This window comes from Shewanella violacea DSS12, from assembly GCF_000091325.1.
Classification (GTDB): domain Bacteria; phylum Pseudomonadota; class Gammaproteobacteria; order Enterobacterales; family Shewanellaceae; genus Shewanella; species Shewanella violacea.
Map to the genome: position 1 here is coordinate 1,301,428 of NC_014012.1, position 17,977 is coordinate 1,319,404.

The 17,977-nt window shown below is 47.4% G+C and carries 18 protein-coding genes; 12 read left to right on the plus strand and 6 right to left on the minus strand.

Annotated elements, in window-relative coordinates; translation table 11 throughout:
* Window positions 1–4: 4 nt before the first annotated feature.
* The 7 genes from tadF to SVI_RS05210 all read left to right on the plus strand — a co-directional run bounded on the left by tadF (window position 5) and on the right by SVI_RS05210 (window position 5,917).
* On the plus strand, window positions 5–583 hold the full coding sequence (tadF, locus tag SVI_RS05180) for a tight adherence pilus pseudopilin TadF (protein WP_013050389.1): 579 nt from the start codon (window positions 5–7) through the stop codon (window positions 581–583).
* Entirely contained in the window at window positions 576–1,793 is a 1,218-nt protein-coding gene (locus tag SVI_RS05185; protein ID WP_013050390.1) for a TadE/TadG family type IV pilus assembly protein, read from the plus strand. The genes tadF and SVI_RS05185 overlap by 8 nt, the downstream gene beginning before the upstream one ends.
* A gap of 73 nt (window positions 1,794–1,866) precedes the next feature.
* A complete protein-coding gene (locus tag SVI_RS05190) occupies window positions 1,867–2,340 on the plus strand; it encodes a TlpA family protein disulfide reductase (protein ID WP_013050391.1) in 474 nt (157 codons plus the stop codon).
* Window positions 2,341–2,660: 320 nt separating this feature from the next.
* Entirely contained in the window at window positions 2,661–3,359 is a 699-nt protein-coding gene (locus SVI_RS20660) for a DUF4266 domain-containing protein (protein WP_197532051.1), read from the plus strand.
* A 32-nt stretch (window positions 3,360–3,391) separates the two neighbouring features.
* On the plus strand, window positions 3,392–4,642 hold the full coding sequence (locus SVI_RS05200; protein WP_013050393.1) for a DUF3570 domain-containing protein: 1,251 nt from the start codon (window positions 3,392–3,394) through the stop codon (window positions 4,640–4,642).
* Window positions 4,632–5,513 carry an FAD:protein FMN transferase gene (locus SVI_RS05205; RefSeq protein WP_041419714.1) on the plus strand — a complete coding sequence of 294 codons (882 nt, stop codon included), beginning with the start codon at window positions 4,632–4,634 and terminating at the stop codon, window positions 5,511–5,513. The genes SVI_RS05200 and SVI_RS05205 overlap by 11 nt, the downstream gene beginning before the upstream one ends.
* Entirely contained in the window at window positions 5,510–5,917 is a 408-nt protein-coding gene (locus SVI_RS05210) for a protein-disulfide reductase DsbD domain-containing protein (protein ID WP_013050395.1), read from the plus strand. Before SVI_RS05205 ends, SVI_RS05210 begins: the two co-directional genes overlap by 4 nt.
* 76 nt (window positions 5,918–5,993) lie before the next feature.
* Here SVI_RS05210 and SVI_RS05215 read toward each other — a convergent pair whose 3' ends face one another.
* Both SVI_RS05215 and SVI_RS05220 read right to left on the minus strand, forming a co-directional pair.
* The gene (locus SVI_RS05215; RefSeq protein ID WP_013050396.1) at window positions 5,994–6,374 is read right to left on the minus strand and encodes a hypothetical protein; all 381 of its coding nucleotides are present in this window, start codon (window positions 6,372–6,374) and stop codon (window positions 5,994–5,996) included.
* A gap of 91 nt (window positions 6,375–6,465) precedes the next feature.
* Window positions 6,466–8,064, minus strand: a complete 1,599-nt coding sequence (locus tag SVI_RS05220) for a S41 family peptidase (RefSeq protein ID WP_013050397.1) — start codon at window positions 8,062–8,064, stop codon at window positions 6,466–6,468.
* Window positions 8,065–8,285: 221 nt separating this feature from the next.
* On the opposite strand from SVI_RS05220, the gene SVI_RS05225 reads away from it, so the two are divergent.
* Entirely contained in the window at window positions 8,286–9,017 is a 732-nt protein-coding gene (locus SVI_RS05225; RefSeq protein ID WP_013050398.1) for a DUF599 domain-containing protein, read from the plus strand.
* 250 nt (window positions 9,018–9,267) lie between these two features.
* Here the strand turns inward: SVI_RS05225 and nadK are convergent, their stop codons facing one another.
* Complete coding sequence (gene nadK / locus SVI_RS05230) at window positions 9,268–10,146, minus strand: NAD(+) kinase (protein ID WP_013050399.1); 879 nt, start codon at window positions 10,144–10,146, stop codon at window positions 9,268–9,270.
* A 142-nt stretch (window positions 10,147–10,288) separates the two neighbouring features.
* Here nadK and grpE point away from each other — a divergent pair, with 142 nt between their 5' ends.
* Window positions 10,289–10,918: a nucleotide exchange factor GrpE gene (grpE, locus tag SVI_RS05235; protein ID WP_013050400.1), complete on the plus strand. Its 630-nt coding sequence runs from the start codon at window positions 10,289–10,291 to the stop codon at window positions 10,916–10,918.
* A gap of 151 nt (window positions 10,919–11,069) precedes the next feature.
* Here the strand turns inward: grpE and dxs are convergent, their stop codons facing one another.
* The 3 genes from dxs to xseB are packed head-to-tail and all read right to left on the minus strand — an operon-like array spanning window position 11,070 to window position 14,078.
* Window positions 11,070–12,935 carry a 1-deoxy-D-xylulose-5-phosphate synthase gene (dxs, locus tag SVI_RS05240; RefSeq protein ID WP_013050401.1) on the minus strand — a complete coding sequence of 622 codons (1,866 nt, stop codon included), beginning with the start codon at window positions 12,933–12,935 and terminating at the stop codon, window positions 11,070–11,072.
* A 21-nt stretch (window positions 12,936–12,956) separates the two neighbouring features.
* A complete protein-coding gene (gene ispA, locus SVI_RS05245; protein ID WP_013050402.1) occupies window positions 12,957–13,838 on the minus strand; it encodes a (2E,6E)-farnesyl diphosphate synthase in 882 nt (293 codons plus the stop codon).
* Complete coding sequence (gene xseB, locus SVI_RS05250; protein WP_013050403.1) at window positions 13,839–14,078, minus strand: exodeoxyribonuclease VII small subunit; 240 nt, start codon at window positions 14,076–14,078, stop codon at window positions 13,839–13,841.
* Window positions 14,079–14,420: 342 nt separating this feature from the next.
* Here xseB and pomA point away from each other — a divergent pair, with 342 nt between their 5' ends.
* The 3 genes from pomA (at window position 14,421) to thiI (ending at window position 17,925) form a co-directional block, all read left to right on the plus strand.
* Window positions 14,421–15,188 (plus strand): flagellar motor protein PomA, encoded by a 768-nt coding sequence (gene pomA / locus SVI_RS05255; RefSeq protein WP_013050405.1) that lies wholly within the window; start codon window positions 14,421–14,423, stop codon window positions 15,186–15,188.
* A gap of 4 nt (window positions 15,189–15,192) precedes the next feature.
* On the plus strand, window positions 15,193–16,170 hold the full coding sequence (locus tag SVI_RS05260) for a flagellar motor protein MotB (RefSeq protein ID WP_013050406.1): 978 nt from the start codon (window positions 15,193–15,195) through the stop codon (window positions 16,168–16,170).
* A gap of 300 nt (window positions 16,171–16,470) precedes the next feature.
* On the plus strand, window positions 16,471–17,925 hold the full coding sequence (gene thiI / locus SVI_RS05265) for a tRNA uracil 4-sulfurtransferase ThiI (RefSeq protein WP_013050407.1): 1,455 nt from the start codon (window positions 16,471–16,473) through the stop codon (window positions 17,923–17,925).
* Window positions 17,926–17,977: the final 52 nt, after the last annotated feature.

Consider the following 17,977-nt stretch of genomic DNA (forward strand, 5'->3'; position numbering starts at 1 on the left):
TTTCATGGGTAAATATCAGCAGGGGATCAGTGTTATCACCTTGCCAGTGATCGTCTTAGTGATGGCGGCTCTGGTCCTATTTGTGTTTAGCGTTAATCATGCTCTGCTGACTAAGGCCAAGTTGGACCGCTTGTCCTATTCACTGGTGACTGTGGTCAGTGTCGAGCCCTTGAAGCAGCCATGGGTGACAGATAAGCAGGCGATCACCCAGAAGTTAGCCGATGATCTACTGATACTAGCTAAGCGCCACTTAGACGGCATCAGCAGTGATGGTGATTCCCAAGTCGGTATCGAGCTGGAGCAGCTTAAGTTTCTGGGAGAGAAAAATAGCGAACACTGGTATGGCTTTCAGTCTGGCAGCGAATGTCAGGGTCATACCAGGTTAACGGGTCTGGCCGACTTATCGCCTAAGGGCGGTGTGGAGGGATTCAATTTAGGCAAGCGCGCAGAGCTGTTTCAGGTGACCGTGTGTCTTACAGACGTTAAATCTGTCAATGGCGTGCTGGGAATCGTGAATTTTGACGATTTCACCCGTGATTATTATAAGAGCTCTTCTTTGCTGATCGGGAGGCACTATGAATAAATCATTAAACCAGTATCGCCAACGTGGGGATATCTCCCTGATGTTTGTGATCTGTTTACCTTTCATCTTGACTATGATCGCCGTCAGTATCTTATTGGCCATGTATCTCTTGACTGTGACTCGGGCAGGTCAGGCATCGGATGCGGCATCTCTCGCCTGCGGTTATTCACAGCGGGCCGATCAAGACCTGCTTGTGGGGATCTTAGATTATTATCGTCCCGGCTTTGTGGTTCATGACGGCGAGGCGCTGGTATCCATCGACGGTAAAAATCGCTGCAGTATCGAGGCGACTTATCGCTTCAATCCGACCATGATGGCGCTGCTTCCTGAATCGGCGCGTACACATGTATCCCTCTCCTCAGATACTGGTGCGACTTCACACTTGGTGATCAACTCGACGCCCTTACCCATGGATCTCGCACTGGTATTGGATATATCTAGTTCCATGTCGGCTCAGTTACCTCAGTTGAAACTTATTATCAATGGTGCTCTCGAAGAGATTAGGCAGCAAGATCCTAATGAAGTCGGTGGGGTGAGATTCTCTCTGGTGCCCTTCGAGACTGGCGTCGGTGTGCTCAATGCTCCCTGGATGCCAAAATCTGCGGCCAAGGTCACCTGCGTCGATGGCCTGAGTTATGGTCAACACTCGGTGGATTATGCCAGAACTGTGGACGATCTCGCAGAGCCTGCCGCTAACCTGAACATCAAATCAGTATTTGCCAGCCAATGGCTAGATGCCTGCAGCATGGATGCGACTATCTTGCCCCTGACCCAAGATCTCAACCTAGTGAAACAGAGGGTTGATGCCCTAGTCACCAGTGGCACAACTTCCTCCTATCAAGGCTTAATCTGGGGCGTGCGCACCTTGTTGCCTCAGTGGCAAGAGGAGTGGCAGATCCCCCCTGTTGAGTCGCCAGCACTGATACAGCGTCTGGTGTTGTTTACCGATGGCGCTGATCAGGGCTTTCATCTGGATGATCTGATTGAACAAGGTCTGTGCCGAGTCATCCAGGATAAACATCATATAGAGATGAGCTTTATCGGCTTTGGGGTCAGCGATCGCCGTCTGCAGCAATTCAGGGAGTGCGCAGGTGATAAAGGCAAGGTGTATGACGCACAAAATACCCAGGAGCTTGAAGCCTTCTTTCGTGAGGCGCTGCAGACAGATACTAAGGCAAGTTTAGTATTACGGGAGGAGCTGGGAGCCTAGAAGCTAGAAGCTAGAATGGCATTCACATCTGTGGATGCTTGAATAAAAATAATTCGTTTTATCAGAGGTGTTTATGTTTAAAAAATGGGCCGTGATCGTTTCTTTAGTGTTTACAACGCTTTCACCATCGGCGTTCGGCTATCAGCAGGGAGAGCTGCTTTCATCTAAGGCTCAGCAGGAGTTAGGTCTCAATCCTAATGAACTGACCATAATTGATTTTTTTGCCCAGTGGTGTGTGTCATGCCGTGAAGAACTGCCGGAGGTTGAGACCTTATCTCGTCAGTTAGCCGGGCGAGGAGTAAGCATAGTCGGCGTCGATGTCGATGAAGAAGTCGAGGTGGGACTGGCATTCCAGCGGGAGTTAGGCCTGACTTTTCGAGTGGTAGCCGATCCGCAGCAAGTGCTGGTCACAGACTTTCAGCCTACAGGTATGCCCGCCCTATATTACGTCTACCAAGGCAAGGTTCTCAAGGTGAGATTTGGGGCTATCAATAACATTCGCCAAGTGATCATTGACGATATCAGGTCTTTGGATTTAGCCGAATGAAGGCTCGAATAAAAAGTCGAGATACGAGCAATATGAATAACATCAGACAAGTGATCATCGAGGATATCAGGTCTTTGGACTTAGCCGAATGAAGGCTCGAATAAAAAGTCGAGATACGAACAATATGAATAACATCAGACAAGTGATCATCGAGGATATCAGGTCTTTGGATTTAGCCGAATGAAGGCTCGAATAAAAAGTCGAGATACGAGCAATATGAATAACATCAGACAAGTGATCATCGAGGATATCAGGTCTTTGGATTTAGCCGAATGAAGCAAGTAATGAAGAGCACATATACGAGAAAAATGAACACAAAAATGAAATATAACTTAAGCCTAATATCCGCTCTCTTGAGCGTGTCATTCGGTGCGTCGGCAACATTTGAGATCGATTTGACTGGCTTGGATGGGGGCGACAATTCGTCTGAGATTAACACTAAGAAACTGAATCACACTATTGACTCAGGGACTCTGCAAGCCTCTATACCAGGCTCGATACCAGAGAGGGTCAGCGCCAATGGTCGTTATCATGAGTCCAGCAGTGTGTCCTCTTCCGTGTATTCCAGCCAGGGCGTTGTCACCGGCCTGCGACGCAATGTCGAGCTAGTCACTCCTAAGAGGCCAAGCCTAGTCTTGTCAGCCCCTGAAGTAGTAGTGAAGGATATCTGGTTCGGCCCTGATATAGCAGCGACTGTTTCGCCAACTGTTTCACCGCCTATTTCGCCAACTGTTTCACAGTCAGTGTCTCCGACTCTTTCTTCTACTCTCTCCTCTGAGAAGGTATCAGAGATTGAGGTGGCCAAAGCGGAAGATGATGAGTCCATGTTGTCATTTATCGATGAGTGGCTGGGGATCGATCCGGTAAAGCCCTGGGAGAAAGGCACATTGGCGCAGAAGGCGATGAAGCCTGGCGGTGTGGTGCCTGAGTTTGACCGCTTCTCGGAGAAGGTTTTCTCCTACAAGCAAGGTTCTGTGGGTGGCAGTGGCGTCGGTGGCGGCGGCTGTGGTTGTAACTAGTATCAATGACTTAAATTTAGATAAGAATACCAATGAGTAAAAAATTAGCACTGACAATCCTAAGCGGCGTAGCAGCCTCTGGCTTAGGCGCATTATCCCTCCCTGCTCAGGTAGAGGCGGCGGATCATATTTCGATTCATCACATGAACTTCGAGGAGTACGGCGATAAGATTAAGGCTGGCGACAATCTCCTATCCATGGAGAAAAATTTCGGTCTGGATTGGACCCTGACCGCCGAGTTGGGTTATGACACGGTTTCAGGAGCATCTCCTGCCTGGGGGCCGACAACTCCAGTATCGGGCAATCAGGACCTAGTCAATCGAGCCAAGAAAACTCAGTTGGCACAAGATCAAACCACAGAGGTGATCCGTGCTGGTTATGACCCTTATCGGGATGCCTATGCGGTGCAGGCCTATGAGCTCGAAGATATTCGCTACTCTAGCAGCGCTAATTTGACTTACAGAGACAAGAAGCGTGATGAGTGGAGCCTGGGAGTTAATTACTCCCAAGAGGAAGATTATGAAAGCATGGGCATCAATGGTCAGGTGCTCATCTATGCCGACAGTCGCAAGAACCGCTCCTATACCATAGGAGGCTCCTTACTGTTCGATAAGACCTTAGCATTTGAGGAATATAAGGACTTCGGTAACACCCAAGAGTGGCAAGATATCTTTAACAGCGATATTGAACTTGGCTTCTCTCAGATTTTTACCGCAAACTTTTATGCCACATTTACGCTTTTTTCCGGATATAAGTCCGGGTATTTGAGCAATCATTATTTGACCGTGTTGCGTGAGATAGACATAGATAATAATGGCGCGATAGCAGACGATGAGGTCTTTCTGGGCCAAGATACCCGGCCCGATAAACGACTATCCGGCGGGATCAATATTCAGGCCTTCTATAGCTTGGGCTCATCTGTGGTTATTCGCCCCCGTTACAAGTATTTTACCGATGATTGGGGCGTCACCTCCCATCAAATTGGCGGTAAACTGAGTATCGAATTGCTTGATTGGCTGACATTGACCCCTGGCTATTTTTGGTACACTCAGACCGCGGCAGACTTCTTCGTCGATCCTGATTCCGTTGACCCTTCATTTGCGGCTACGGGTTACGCCACATCGGATCTGCGTCTGGGGGATTTCGATGCCAATGCCTATGAGCTTGGAGTCAGTGTACAGGCGACTAAACGACTGCGTCTCAATGCTTTGGCAGCCTACTATGACAGGAATAATGGCTATGAGAGTCAATGGTGGGTAGTTGGGGCGACCTATGAGTTCTAAACCTGCTTATGTTCATCGTTTCACCGCCATGACGGTTCCCTGTGAAATCATCTTGTTCGCCGATGATGCTAAGCCTCTGGCTGTGGCTATCGAGGACAATACCCGGCGACTGGAAGCTAAATATAACTTCCATGACAAGGACTCCTGGCTAAGTCGGCAGGTTAATACTCGTCGCAGTAGCAAGGTGGAACTCGACCATGAGACATGGACGATTCTAAGGCAGGTACGTGAGTACAGCATGGCTACCCAAGGTATCTTCGATATCACTATCGGTAGCCTTAAATACCTTGAGGCCAATCAGCCAGATCTGAGCCGGGAGGCGTTATATCTTAGCATTGAGCCCTATATGGGGCTCAATGCCTGGTCGCTTGAGGGAATGAACCTGTGTTTTTCTCATTGCCTGACTCGGTTTGATTTAGGCGGGGTTATCAAGGAATACAGCATAGATCAGGCGGTGGATTTAGTGAAAGCCGCTGGCGTCACCGGGGCCTTGATTAATTTTGGTGGTGACATTCGCACCTTTGGTCAAAAGCTTGATGGCAGTCCGTTTGTTGTGGCCGTACTCAACCCTAAAGACAGCCAAAAACCTTTGTTCTCCTTGCCCCTGAATAATCAGGCACTCACCACCTCGGCTCATTATCAACGTCATTACCAGTTTAGTGATGGCCAGACGTCACATATATTAGCCAAGGGCGGGGTGCATCCTCAGGTGCTGTCATCTACTGTGGTCGCGGACACAGCTTTAGAGGCGGGAATATACAGTACGGCACTAACCATAAAGCCGACTCTAGATGTACCAGACTCGATAGGTTTTGCCTTTATCGACGACAAGTTAACCCTTCATCAAGACGCGGAGTTTATCCAATCATGAGACTGTTATTTATCATATCTTGCCTTATGGTTAGCGTGTTCGCCCAGGCGCAAACTCAAAAAGAGTTTCTATCTGTGCAGCAGGCTTTCCCTTACAGCCAAAGTGTGGCCGGAAATGAGTTGATCATAAGCTTCGATACCGCTCCCGGGTATTATCTCTACCAGAAGCGGCTGACGTTCAAGTCGGCGTCGCCGGAATTGACCTTAGGTGAGCCTATATTCTCTGTCACGGCGCAGCAGAAGCAAGACCCCTATTTTGGTCAGGTGGGGGTGTTTCGAAAACCTCTGACAGTGCGGGTTCCCTTCGAAGGCACAGGCAAAGCCAAGGTGCGTTTTCAGGGCTGCGCCGACGATGGGCTATGTTATATGCCCCAAACTAAGTCTGTAGCCTTACAGACCTTATGATTTTTAGGCTTAGCCAGAGATAGAAAACGCGGCCTAGAGCCGCGTTTTTTAACCTGAACTAACAAATTTGTCGGTACTATTCCGCCTGACATTGAGTCTCTGGCAGTGGCAGGCTAAGGCCGCTTTTCTCATCGCGAACATAACAGGTATTAGCCGAGATCATTAGCTGGATCATGACTGGCATCTCGAGGCTTCGCCCCATGATCATGTTACCTTTTGGATCCATATGCGGTGCCCTCTGAATCGATAATCGACTGCTGCGGGTGAAGGCGTCTGTGGCTATGCGCACTCGTGGTGAGTTAAGCAGTTTGCCGATAGCGAGTTGCAGTTCCTGGTTACTTATCCGTGAGGGAGCTGTGATCACAGCCGGCTTTGCCTCTAGAGCCATCTCATCCTCGGCTTGCAGGGAGCATCCTGTGGCAAGAATAATAGCGGCAGTTAGGTATCTAAGTTTCATCTTTTCCTCTCTTGCTCTTCATCCATTTGGTTGCATAAATAGCTTGAGGACGCTGATGATAAAATTGCTATTTCAGCGTCCTAGTCTTTATTTATCGAGTCAGGATACGGTTATTGAATAACACATTTTGATTCCTGGTGTCCTGGATGATAAAGCCTGTGTCGAGGAAGGGGATAGCGGCTCTGACTTTAGCCATTCCAGACGCCACGACTGGACACATATCATTATCGCGATAATAGAGCGCCGCACTGAGCAGGCGTTCATCGGTATCCCCAAGGGCGTGGCCAAAATCATCACTCAGGCTACAGCCAGTTATTTCGCTGTCCAGAGTTGGGCTAGTGCTGGGCATGAAACCGTCTGAGTAATCGCCGAATCCCTTGTTATTTTCACCCCTGAACTGCACGGTGAAATAAGTAGTGCCACAGTTAGGAGTGGGGTAGAAACCATAGGGTTTGCCACAGGTGGTGGAGCCTATCTGTATCACCTCTATATCTATGCCCTTGAGGCTATTCATTAGCGCCTCACTGGCGGAGCAGGTGTTTGCTGTGGTGAGCACAAACAGGCGAGATAAATTTAGGCTGGGCAGAGCCTGTCCGGCACCGAGAAGAGAGGTGTTGAAACCTATAGTCTCATCGATAAACGGCAGTGGCGTCAGTGGCTGTCCTGTAACCGGATCGGTATTGGGATATTTATCATTGAAGGTGCTGGTTTCAAATATCTTGTTGCTGGTGGCTTGTTGGCCGGCAATCATATATCCCAGTTGACTGGCCATAGCCAATAAGCCGCCGCCGTTATATCTGAGGTCGAGCACCAGATCATTTATGCCTTGCTCCTCTAGGTTCTTGACCGCATCGAAAAGTCCCCGCTCGGCGGTGGCAATGTGAGAATTAAACTGCAGATAGCCAACCTTACCTGTCGCTGTCGGTATTGTTTTGACCTTCTGTACCGGTGTCGAGACTAGAGTCTGTGCGGTCAGGGTTACTTCCCGGCTTTGACTGGCGCCTAAATCCAGCAGGGTGAAGCGTGTTTGTTTACCAGAAGTCGTAGGAAATAAACCGTCATTGAGCACCTTGATACTGGCTTCGTCGCTAGCATCTTTGACATTCACGCCATCTATCTCTAATACCACGGCGCCCCTAGCCAGGTTAGCTGCAGTCGCTGGTGAATTAGGTTCTGTATAGGCGACAGTGATCTTACGGTCGACGTTAGCCGCCTGAGCTTGTATATGAAAACTGGCTCCGTATCCCAGGGCCGCACCAGATTGGTTTAGCTGTTCCCACTCAGATGTAGGCATGGAGAAGTGGAACTTATCCTTGTCATTGCCTGTGGGCGAAAGCTGTGTGGTCTTTAACTGAGCAAAATATGCCGCTACGGTGAAAGGGGCCGGGTCTTGATCTAAGATCTCGTTATACCAGAGGTAGGTATCGTCGCTCCATGAACGTAGCCATAATTTCTCGGTTAATTCAGATCCAGATTGATTGGCGACGCATTGCTGAGCGAAATCGGCGTAGGGGGCGAAGTCTCCCGCCACCCAAGTGCTAGAATTTGTACCTGTACCTGTACCTGTATCGCCAGTGGTACCCGATGTGTTCGAGCTAGCACCAATACTACCACCACCGGAGCAGGCGCCGAGAGTGATAAGACCTAGACTTAAGAGAAGTGGGAATGCTTTCCCCGTGACTAACGACATAAATAATCCTTTATTATTTTGTTTCTATATGTGGCTGTTATGTATCATATCTGTTATTTGCGGGCAATTGTAGGAGATAAAACGAAACCGAAACGATACTTTTATTACTCTTGTACGACAAGTTTAGAAGATTGTACTTTTCTGATGCATAATAAGTAATTAACCAATCAGTCATTTAGCCGAACACTAGGCTAGGTGGTTAATATACGAACAAGGTTACTATGTCTGCCTATCTTCTCGATATCTTCGCTTTTGTCTGCTTCTCCACCTGCTGGATAGGTTATACCTGGTTCGCCAAAGTCAGGGCAAAGAGCACGAACTGCATTGCCCGCTGTCTGCATCAACACAGGATCTACTGGATGAACGAGCTGATCTCTCGTGAGATCCGCGTCGGTGAAGTGGCACTACTGGCTAATCTCGAACGTAACATCACCTTTTTCGCCAGCACCACTATGCTGGTACTCGCCGGTGTATTGACCCTTTTTGCCCAGGTCGAGCGTTTAGAGGCTGTGATAGCAACCATTCCTTATGCTGCCAATCCAGTGCACATGTTAATTCAAATTAAACTGGTTTTATTGACCTTCATCTTCGTGATGGCCTTCTTTCAGTTTACCTGGTCCATGCGACAATATGGTTTTCTCAATGTGATGGTGGGCGCGGCCCCCATAGATCTGCAAGGTAAAAATAAAAACCTGCGCAGTTATGCTAAACAGATGGCAATAGTGCAAGATCAGGCCGCACATACCTATAATTATGGCCTAAGGTCCTACTATTTTTCCATGGCCGTCTTGTGTTGGTTCTTTCATCCTGTGTTATTTATAGTCGCCAGTTTATTTGTGGTTTATACCTTGTATGCTCGGGAGTTTAACTCCAGAGCCGTGAAGGCTATAACGACTGCTATGCTCATATTGGATGAAGAAAATAAACAAGGGCAGATATCTTCCGGTGGCTAATATCTATGCTGGATAAATGGATAAATGAATTTAGACAGGCATAGTTATCGGGTGTTTGCACATCAATAACTGAACGGTAATGCAGAGTTTAAGTTGGGCTGGTGATTCCCAGCCCTCGCAGTATATAAATAGGCAGCAGCTAAATAGGCAGTAGCTAAATTTGTCTAGAGCATGATGATTTAATCATAAGATCTCACTATCACTGCAGTAGCCTTGTTATCCGTGTATGCCTATTTATTTGCTGGAATAATTAAAACAGCTTACTTCCCCAGCCCAATTTACTTCTCAGTACATGGAAGTAGTTGTGACCCTTGGGGTGTATCAGCCTGAGTCGCTCATGACTGCGTTTTATTAATATCTCATCACCGGGAAGGACTGGTAAGGTTACATGTCCATCACAGCTCACCTCTAAATTATCACCATTGTCCGGTGAAACAACCAACTTTATCTTGCTACAAGCATCGACCACTATGGGGCGGCAAGAAAGCGTATGGGGAAACATGGGCACTAATATTAAGGCTTCTAGGTTGGGCGTCAGTATGGCGCCGCCAGCGGAAAGTGAATAGGCTGTGGATCCGGTCGGTGTCGACACTATCATGCCATCGGCACGTTGACTGTACATGAAGACATCATCGATATAGACCTCAAACTCTATCATATGAGCCACTTTACCCGGATGTAATACCGCTTCGTTAACGGCAGTATTACTGGACTTCATATGGCCATGGCGATGAACCTCGGCTTCTAGCAAGAAACGAAACTCAGTTTCGAAGCTGCCATCGAGCACTTCGCTTAAGGCGTTCTCGAAAGAATCGGGAGCAAGGTCAGTGAGAAATCCCAGGTTACCTCGGTTGACGCCGATAACGCCAATATTGAAACGGGCGAGTACGCGAGCGGCACCTAACATATTGCCATCGCCGCCAACGACTATGGCTAAATCGCATCGCTCACCAAGTTCCAGTAGATCGACTGATTCACAATGTGGGCCTATCTCTGCCGCTACTCTTTCTTCCACCAAAATATCAAAGCCTTGCATAGACAGCCAATGGTGTAAGCGTTTTAGGGTTAGGTTGGTGCCGTGATGATTAGGCTTGCCAATCAGGCCAATAGTTTGAAATGTTTTAGGCATAATTATCTGCTAGGCCTTGAATCCGGTAATTTGATCCCCATAATATGTTCAAACAACTTGTGTATGCGGAATCGAGCATTTTCAAGTTAATTGAGTATATGCCCAGAGCATGCAGAAACAAAGCATTTTAGCTGGAGTAACAATGAGCAACGAATCGAGTAAAGCAGAACAAGAACAAGTCGATACTGTAGTAGAGGGTGAAATCCTTACTGCCGATGAAGCTGTGACAAGCACTGATGAAGCCAGTTTGGTGGATGAGCTGACCCAAGCCAATTTTCGCATTGAAGAGTTAGAGCAGGCACTCGCCGAGTCTCAAGCTAAAATCAAAGAGCAGCTAGACTCAGTGACTCGCGCCGCGGCTTCTGAAGCTAATATTCGTCGCCGTGCAGCTCAAGATGTTGAGAAGGCACGTAAGTTCGCTCTGGAGAAGTTCGCCAATGAGCTACTGCCTGTGATCGATAACATGGAGCGTGCGCTTGATGGAACTGATGCAGAAGCCGAAGAGACTAAGGTTATCTATGAAGGCGTTGAGCTGACACTTAAGAGTTTTATCTCTACCGTGGATAAGTTTGGTCTTAAGATCGTCAATCCACAGGGTGAAACATTCAACCCAGAGCATCACCAGGCTATCGGCATGCAGCCTAGCCCTGATTTTCCGGCGAATACGGTAATGATGGTCATGCAGAAAGGTTACATCTTGAATGACCGTCTATTGCGTCCTGCTATGGTGATGGTGTCTCAAGGCGCTGGTTCTGTAGATACCAAGGCTTAAGGTTGGAAGTTTCTAGGAACTAGACCCTAGTTCCTAGTCTCTAGAAATAAAATCCCCTCTTAGGCCTTCCATGGCCTCCGGGGATAAGTACATCCATATACAAAAAAGACTGCAATTGCAGTCTTTTTTGATTTCAAGATATCAATCAAGCTTATTTAAGATATTCTTGTATCTGCTCAAGAATTCCCGCACTGTCCAGCTTAAGTTCGGTTAAGATCTCTTTCTGTTCGCCATGCTTAATAAACTCATCCGGTAAGCCTATTTGCAACACAGGCATAGGGCGTTTCAATCGTTGTAGTTCTTCTAAAACTCCAGATCCAGCGCCGCCCATGATAGCGTTTTCTTCTACTGTTACCAATAGATCATGGCTTTCGCTAAGCCGTTTGACCAGCTCAATATCTAGAGGTTTAACGAAGCGCATATCGGCGACTGTGGCATCGAGAGATTCGGCGGCTACCAAGCAACAATCTAAGAGTGTACCGAAGTTGAGTATGGCTATTTTAGCGCCTTCTCGTTTGATTAACCCTTTACCGATTGGCAGGGCCGTCATCTCTTCCACTTGTGGCTCACCCGTGGCGCTTCCTCTAGGGTAACGCACTGCGGTAGGACCGTCTTTGTAGCAGTAACCAGTGTAGAGCATCTGACGACACTCATTCTCATCGGATGGTGCCATTATTACCATGTTTGGTATGGCGCGCATAAAGCTCAAATCGAAGGCGCCCTGATGGGTAGGGCCATCGGCACCCACTATGCCACCACGGTCTATAGCAAACAGCACTGGGAGTTTCTGCAATGCAACATCGTGTATCAGTTGATCGTAACCTCGTTGGAGGAACGTCGAGTAGATAGCGACAACAGGCTTGAGTCCCTCACAGGCAAAGCCTGCTGCGAGAGTAACAGCGTGTTGTTCGGCGATAGCCGCATCGAAATACTGCTTAGGGAATCGCTGAGAAAATTCCACCATACCTGAACCTTCACGCATAGCGGGTGTGATGCCGAGTACCTTGTCATCTTTTTCCGATATATCACAAAGCCACTTACCAAATACCTGTGAAAAGGTTGGATTAGCGGGTTTAGATGTAGGCTTCTCGAACGTCGATGGATCGAACTTAGGCACGGCGTGCCAGCCGATTGGATCTTTTTCTGCAGGTTCATAACCACGACCTTTCTTGGTCATGATATGCAATATTTGTGGTCCGGATAGATTACGCATATTGCGCATGGTCTCGACCAGGGCATCTACATCGTGGCCATCGATAGGGCCGATATAGTTGAAGCCGAGTTCTTCAAACATGGTGCCGGGAACAACCATGCCCTTGAGGTGCTCTTCGGTGCGTTTTGCCATCTCTTTGATGACAGGCATGCCCTTGAGAACCTTCTTACTGCCTTCTCTAATCGTGGTGTACAGTCGGCCAGACATCAGTTGGGCCAAATGATTATTGAGTGCGCCTACATTCTCAGAGATTGACATCTCGTTATCGTTAAGCACAACTAGCATGTCATTGTGAAGGTCACCGGCGTGGTTCATGGCTTCAAATACCATTCCCCCTGTCATGGCACCATCACCTATGACAGAAACCACTTTTCGTCCGGCTTGCTCTTTTTCTGCGGCAATGGCCATAGCCAGTGCTGCACTGATAGATGTACCCGAGTGACCGACACTGAAGGTATCGTACTCACTCTCTTCACGCCATGGGAAAGGATGAATCCCTCCTTTTTGACGTATGGTATGCATTTTGTCACGGCGTCCGGTCAAGATTTTGTGAGGGTAAGCCTGGTGGCCTACATCCCAGATCAGACGATCGAAGGGTGTATTATAGACGTAATGAAGGGCCACAGTGAGCTCAACAGTACCAAGTCCGGAAGCGAAGTGACCACTAGATCTACCCACAGATTTAAGCAGAAAGCTTCTTAACTCGTCAGCCAATTGTGGCAACAAGGTTTGAGGGAGCTGTCTTAGCTCATCTGGGGTATTAGCCTGTGCAAGCACAGGGTATTGGGAAATATCCAAACTCATCGAGATACATTGTCTCTTTTATTAAACTCTTCGCTCTATAATGTAACGGGCGAATTCGGCAATTAGCTGACTATTGTATGGCAATTTTGTCAGCGCTGATAGAGCATCCTCAATCAAACTCTTGGCTGTGGCCTGTGCGCCGGCTAATCCAAGTAGTCTAGGGTAGGTGCTTTTGTTTGATTCGCAATCAGAACCTTGTGGTTTCCCAAGTTCCTCAGTACTGGAGATTATATCCAATACATCGTCTTGGACCTGAAATGCTAAGCCTATGGTATCGGCAAATTCCAGCAAAAGTGTCTGTTCTTCAGGGGAAACTTGCGCCGCAATCATAGGCAGTTCGACGGCGCAACGTATCAGGGCGCCGGTTTTTAATTTGTGCAGTTTGGTAAGGGTGGCTAAGTCTATTTGTTTATCCGTGGCGTTCAAATCCATAGCTTGGCCGCCACACATGCCCGAATAGCCTGAAGCCTTGGCCAAGGCACGTACCATGGCTAAATTTTGACTAGGCTCTATTCCGTCTATGGGCTCACATATGATCTCAAACCCTAGGGCTTGCAGTGCATCTCCGGCTAAAATCGCCGTGGCCTCATCGAAGGCGACATGAACCGTAGGCTGTCCGCGGCGAAGGGCATCATCATCCATGGCCGGAAGATCGTCATGGATAAGAGAATATGCATGGACACATTCAATTGCTGCGGCACATGAATCAAGCTTTTTCAGTGGGATGTTAAGCATATCGCCGATAGCGTAAACCAAGAATGGTCGTATGCGTTTACCACCAAGCAAGGCACCGTGCTTAATCGCGGCAAGGAGTTTAGGATCTGTGATTGTCTGAGCATCAATGATCTTTTCTAGCTGGCTATCGACACGTTGCTGGTATCGAGTGATCGTATCGATTAACACTTATTCTCCCTCTGAGGCAAAGGGAGTTAGGGAGGCATTTTCATCCTCTTGCATCAATATAGATACTTTTTGCTGGGCTTGTTCCAACTTCCCTTGACTGTTACGAACCAGCTTTATGCCTCGCTCAAACTGTTTTAGGGCATCGTCGAGTGACACATCTCCCTGTTCAAGATCGGAAACTATGGATTCCAGCTCGGTAAGGGATTCTTCAAATGTGAGATTTTCAGGTTTTTTAGCCACGACAAGGACTCCTAGAAATTAGCGTGAGACAAGGTATCGCAGGCAGCTGCAAGGGTCAAATCTTGCTGCCGTAATTTTGTGCAATAGTGCGGTTTCAGGAGGTTTTTTTATAAAAAATTGAATTTGAAGCTAAACTTGCGTGTAAGCTGTCCGATAATGGAAGGTAAGGTATTTTTATTTTGCCGTAACGGCTCAATTGATAATCGTTACAATTAGACTCTAATTGCATCATTTTCAACCTGTGATCGTGCCGATGTAAATTGGCGCATATTGAGCATTTATTACCAATTTCATGCTGATCTGAGCTTTGTCTCTGGAATCAGCTTCATTTGAGGAGCAGTTGTGGATTTAGCGACCCTGATCGGACTTATCGGTGCATTTGGATTTATCATAGGGGCGATGGCCACGAGTGGTGGTGTTGGTATTTTTATCGATACCGCTTCTGTGTTGATTGTAATATGCGGTACGTTTTTTGTTGTAATGATGAAATATAACCTTAAACAGTTTTTGGGCTCAGTGAAAATTGGCGTTAAGGCATTTATCTTTAAGATTGATAAGCCTGATGAACTCATCGAGCAATCAGTGACCATGGCCGATGCTGCTCGAAAAGGAGGCTTCCTAGCCTTAGAAGAAGCCGAGATCACTAATACCTTCATGCAAAAAGCGGTCGACATGTTAGTCGATGGACACGACGGCGATGTAGTACGAGACGCGCTGGAGAAGGATATTGCACTCACAGAAGAGCGTCATAAGATGGGGATTAGTATTTTTACGGCCATCGGTGATGTCGCCCCTGCCATGGGAATGATCGGCACCTTGGTTGGGCTAGTGGGTATGTTGTCGAATATGGATGACCCTAAGTCAATTGGTCCAGCGATGGCGGTTGCACTGTTAACTACCCTCTATGGTGCGATGATAGCGAACATGGTTGCGATACCAATTGCGGGTAAGCTGGGACTGCGCATGGCTGAGGAGATGCTTAATCGTAACCTGATCATGGATGCGGTGCTCGCGATTCAGGATGGGCAAAATCCGAGAGTGATAGAAGGATTCTTAAAGAACTACCTCTCAGAGAAGCAGCGACAGATAGATACGACGGACGGGGAATAGCCTGATGGCTAAGAAGGCTAAATGTGAGTGTCCTCCACCGGGAGCACCTTTGTGGTTGGCAACCTTCGCCGACCTCATGTCACTGCTGATGTGTTTCTTCATCCTTCTGCTTTCATTCTCTGAGATGGATGTGATGAAATTTAAGCAGATTGCAGGCTCGATGAAATATGCCTTCGGGGTGCAAAACAAAGTCGAAGTCAAAGACATTCCCAAGGGAACCTCGGTCATTGCTCTTGAGTTCAGACCCGGGCGTCCCGAGCCCACACCTATCGAAATAATTAACCAGCAAACCAACGAGATGACAGAACCTATACTGGAATACCAGGCTGGTGATGATGACAGCGCTGGTGGTGTGCAGCAGCAACGTGGTGAGCAACGTGGCGGTGAAGCCTCGGCGACGGCGCAAGAGCAAGACGAAGCTAAGGCTGAATCTAAAGCCGAGTCAGAATCTAAGGCTAAGGCTGAGGAGGAGTCTAAGGCTCAGGCCGCCGCTCAGGAAAATATCAATGATCAAGTGAAAAAGATGGCTATGGAACTCAATAAAGAGATTGTCGATGGGGCGATTGAGATTGAGTCTCTCGGGCAACAGATAATCATTCGGATCCGCGAAAAGGGTGCGTTTTCTTCCGGTTCTGGCTTCTTGCAGCCTAGGTTTAAGCCTGTGGTCCGCCGGGTTGGCGAACTACTCAGAGATATTCCGGGGATCGTGACAGTGTCGGGTCATACCGATGACATGCATATCAGCAACGAGCTTTATAGCTCTAACTGGGATTTGTCGAGTAAGCGTGCAGTTGCCGTCGCCCATGAACTGATAAAGGTGAAAGGCTTCGAACAAAATAGGATGAAAGTGGTTGGCATGGCCAATTCAGCTCCTTTAGTCGACAACGATTCGGCGAGTAATCGGTCTCGAAACCGTCGGGTGGAGATTGCCATCGAGCAAGGAAAACCTAAGTATTCTGATGAGATACTGGTTGGGCAATAAGTCACTTATTATTTAAAGCCCTAGTTCAACAAGGGGGCAGTTCAACAAAAGGAAGTGCTGCTGCACTTCCTTTTTTCTTTCATGTATTTATTCCATCCTTTAACTCTTTCTTTTCTACCTCTACTTTTATCTCTTCGGCAGTCTACTAACACTGTGAATTCAACATAGGCAATCTCTCTCGCTTCTTGGTGTAATACCAATTCCATTAAATTTATGATCGCTGAATGAGCACTTACTTAATGGAACTGGTATAATACCGCCCAATATTATTTAATGGCTTTACCCCCCCGGAAGATCCTGATGAAATTTATCGTAAAATTGTTCCCCGAAATCATGATGAAAAGCAAACCGGTAAGAATGCGTTTTACCAAAATGCTTGAAACCAATATCCGTAACGTACTTAAGAAAGTCGATGAGACTGCCAAGGTTAAGCGCGAATGGGATAAAATCATGGTGATGGTACCAAGCGATAGACCCGATCTGATTGATGCATTTGGGGAGCGTTTATCCTGCATTCCGGGTATTGCCCATATACTGCAGGTCAATGAGAGCACGTTCGAGTCGATGGATGATATCTACCAGCAGACATTGGCCTTATATAAGGACGATCTTGCGGGTAAGACATTCTGTGTTCGTGCTAAACGTGTGGGTAACCATGATTTCAAGTCAATTGAAGTTGAACGTTATGTGGGTGGCGGCTTAAATCAGTTCACCGAGGCTAAGGGCGTTAAACTCAAGAATCCCGATATGACGATCAACTTAGAGATCGACAGAGAGAATCTTTATCTGGTTGTTAAGCGTATTCCTGGTCTGGGCGGCTTTCCTATGGCGACTCAGGAAGATGTGCTTTCACTCATTTCTGGTGGTTTCGATTCCGGTGTCTCTAGTTATCAGTTCATCAAGCGTGGTTCCAGAACCCATTACTGTTTCTTCAACCTAGGTGGCGACCAACATGAGATAGGTGTTAAGCAAGTGGCTTATCATCTGTGGCAGAAGTATGGTGAGTCACACAAGGTGAAGTTTATCTCGGTGCCGTTCGATCCTGTGGTGACTGAAATTCTGGAAAAAATTGATAACGGTCAGATGGGCGTTATTCTCAAGCGTATGATGATGCGTGCGGCCACTAAAATCGCCAATAAAATGGGGATTCAGGCCCTGGTTACTGGTGAAGCTATGGGGCAAGTGTCTAGCCAAACTTTGACTAACCTCAATGTCATCGACCGCTGTACCGAACAACTTATCCTTCGTCCCTTAATTGCCATGGATAAGCAAGATATCATCAATCTCAGCCGTGTGATTGGCACTGAAGATTTATCTAAATCTATTCCTGAGTACTGTGGCGTTATCTCACAAAAACCTACGGTGAAGGCTGTCCTTGCCAAGATCGAAGCCGAAGAGCTTAAATTCTCTGAAGATCTTATCGAGCGTGTTATCGATGCTGCAGTGATCATCGACATACGCGAGATAGCCAAGAGTGTTGATGAGCAGATAGCGCAAACAAAAACCGTGAACTCAGTCGATTCCAGTGAAGTTATCATCGACGTCAGATCGCCGGAAGAGGAGGAGCGAGCTCCACTCAAGGTGGATGGTGTTGAAATTAAAACTATTCCTTTCTTTAGACTGTCGACACAATTTGCCGATTTAGCTAAAGATAAGACCTATCTGCTCTATTGTGATCGTGGCGTCATGAGTAAGCTGCAAGCGCTTTATCTTCAAGAGCAAGGCTATGAGAACGTAAAGGTATATCGTCCATAAGCCCAGAGTCAGGATTATTATCCTGTGACAGGGCCATATTAGTCGTCCATAT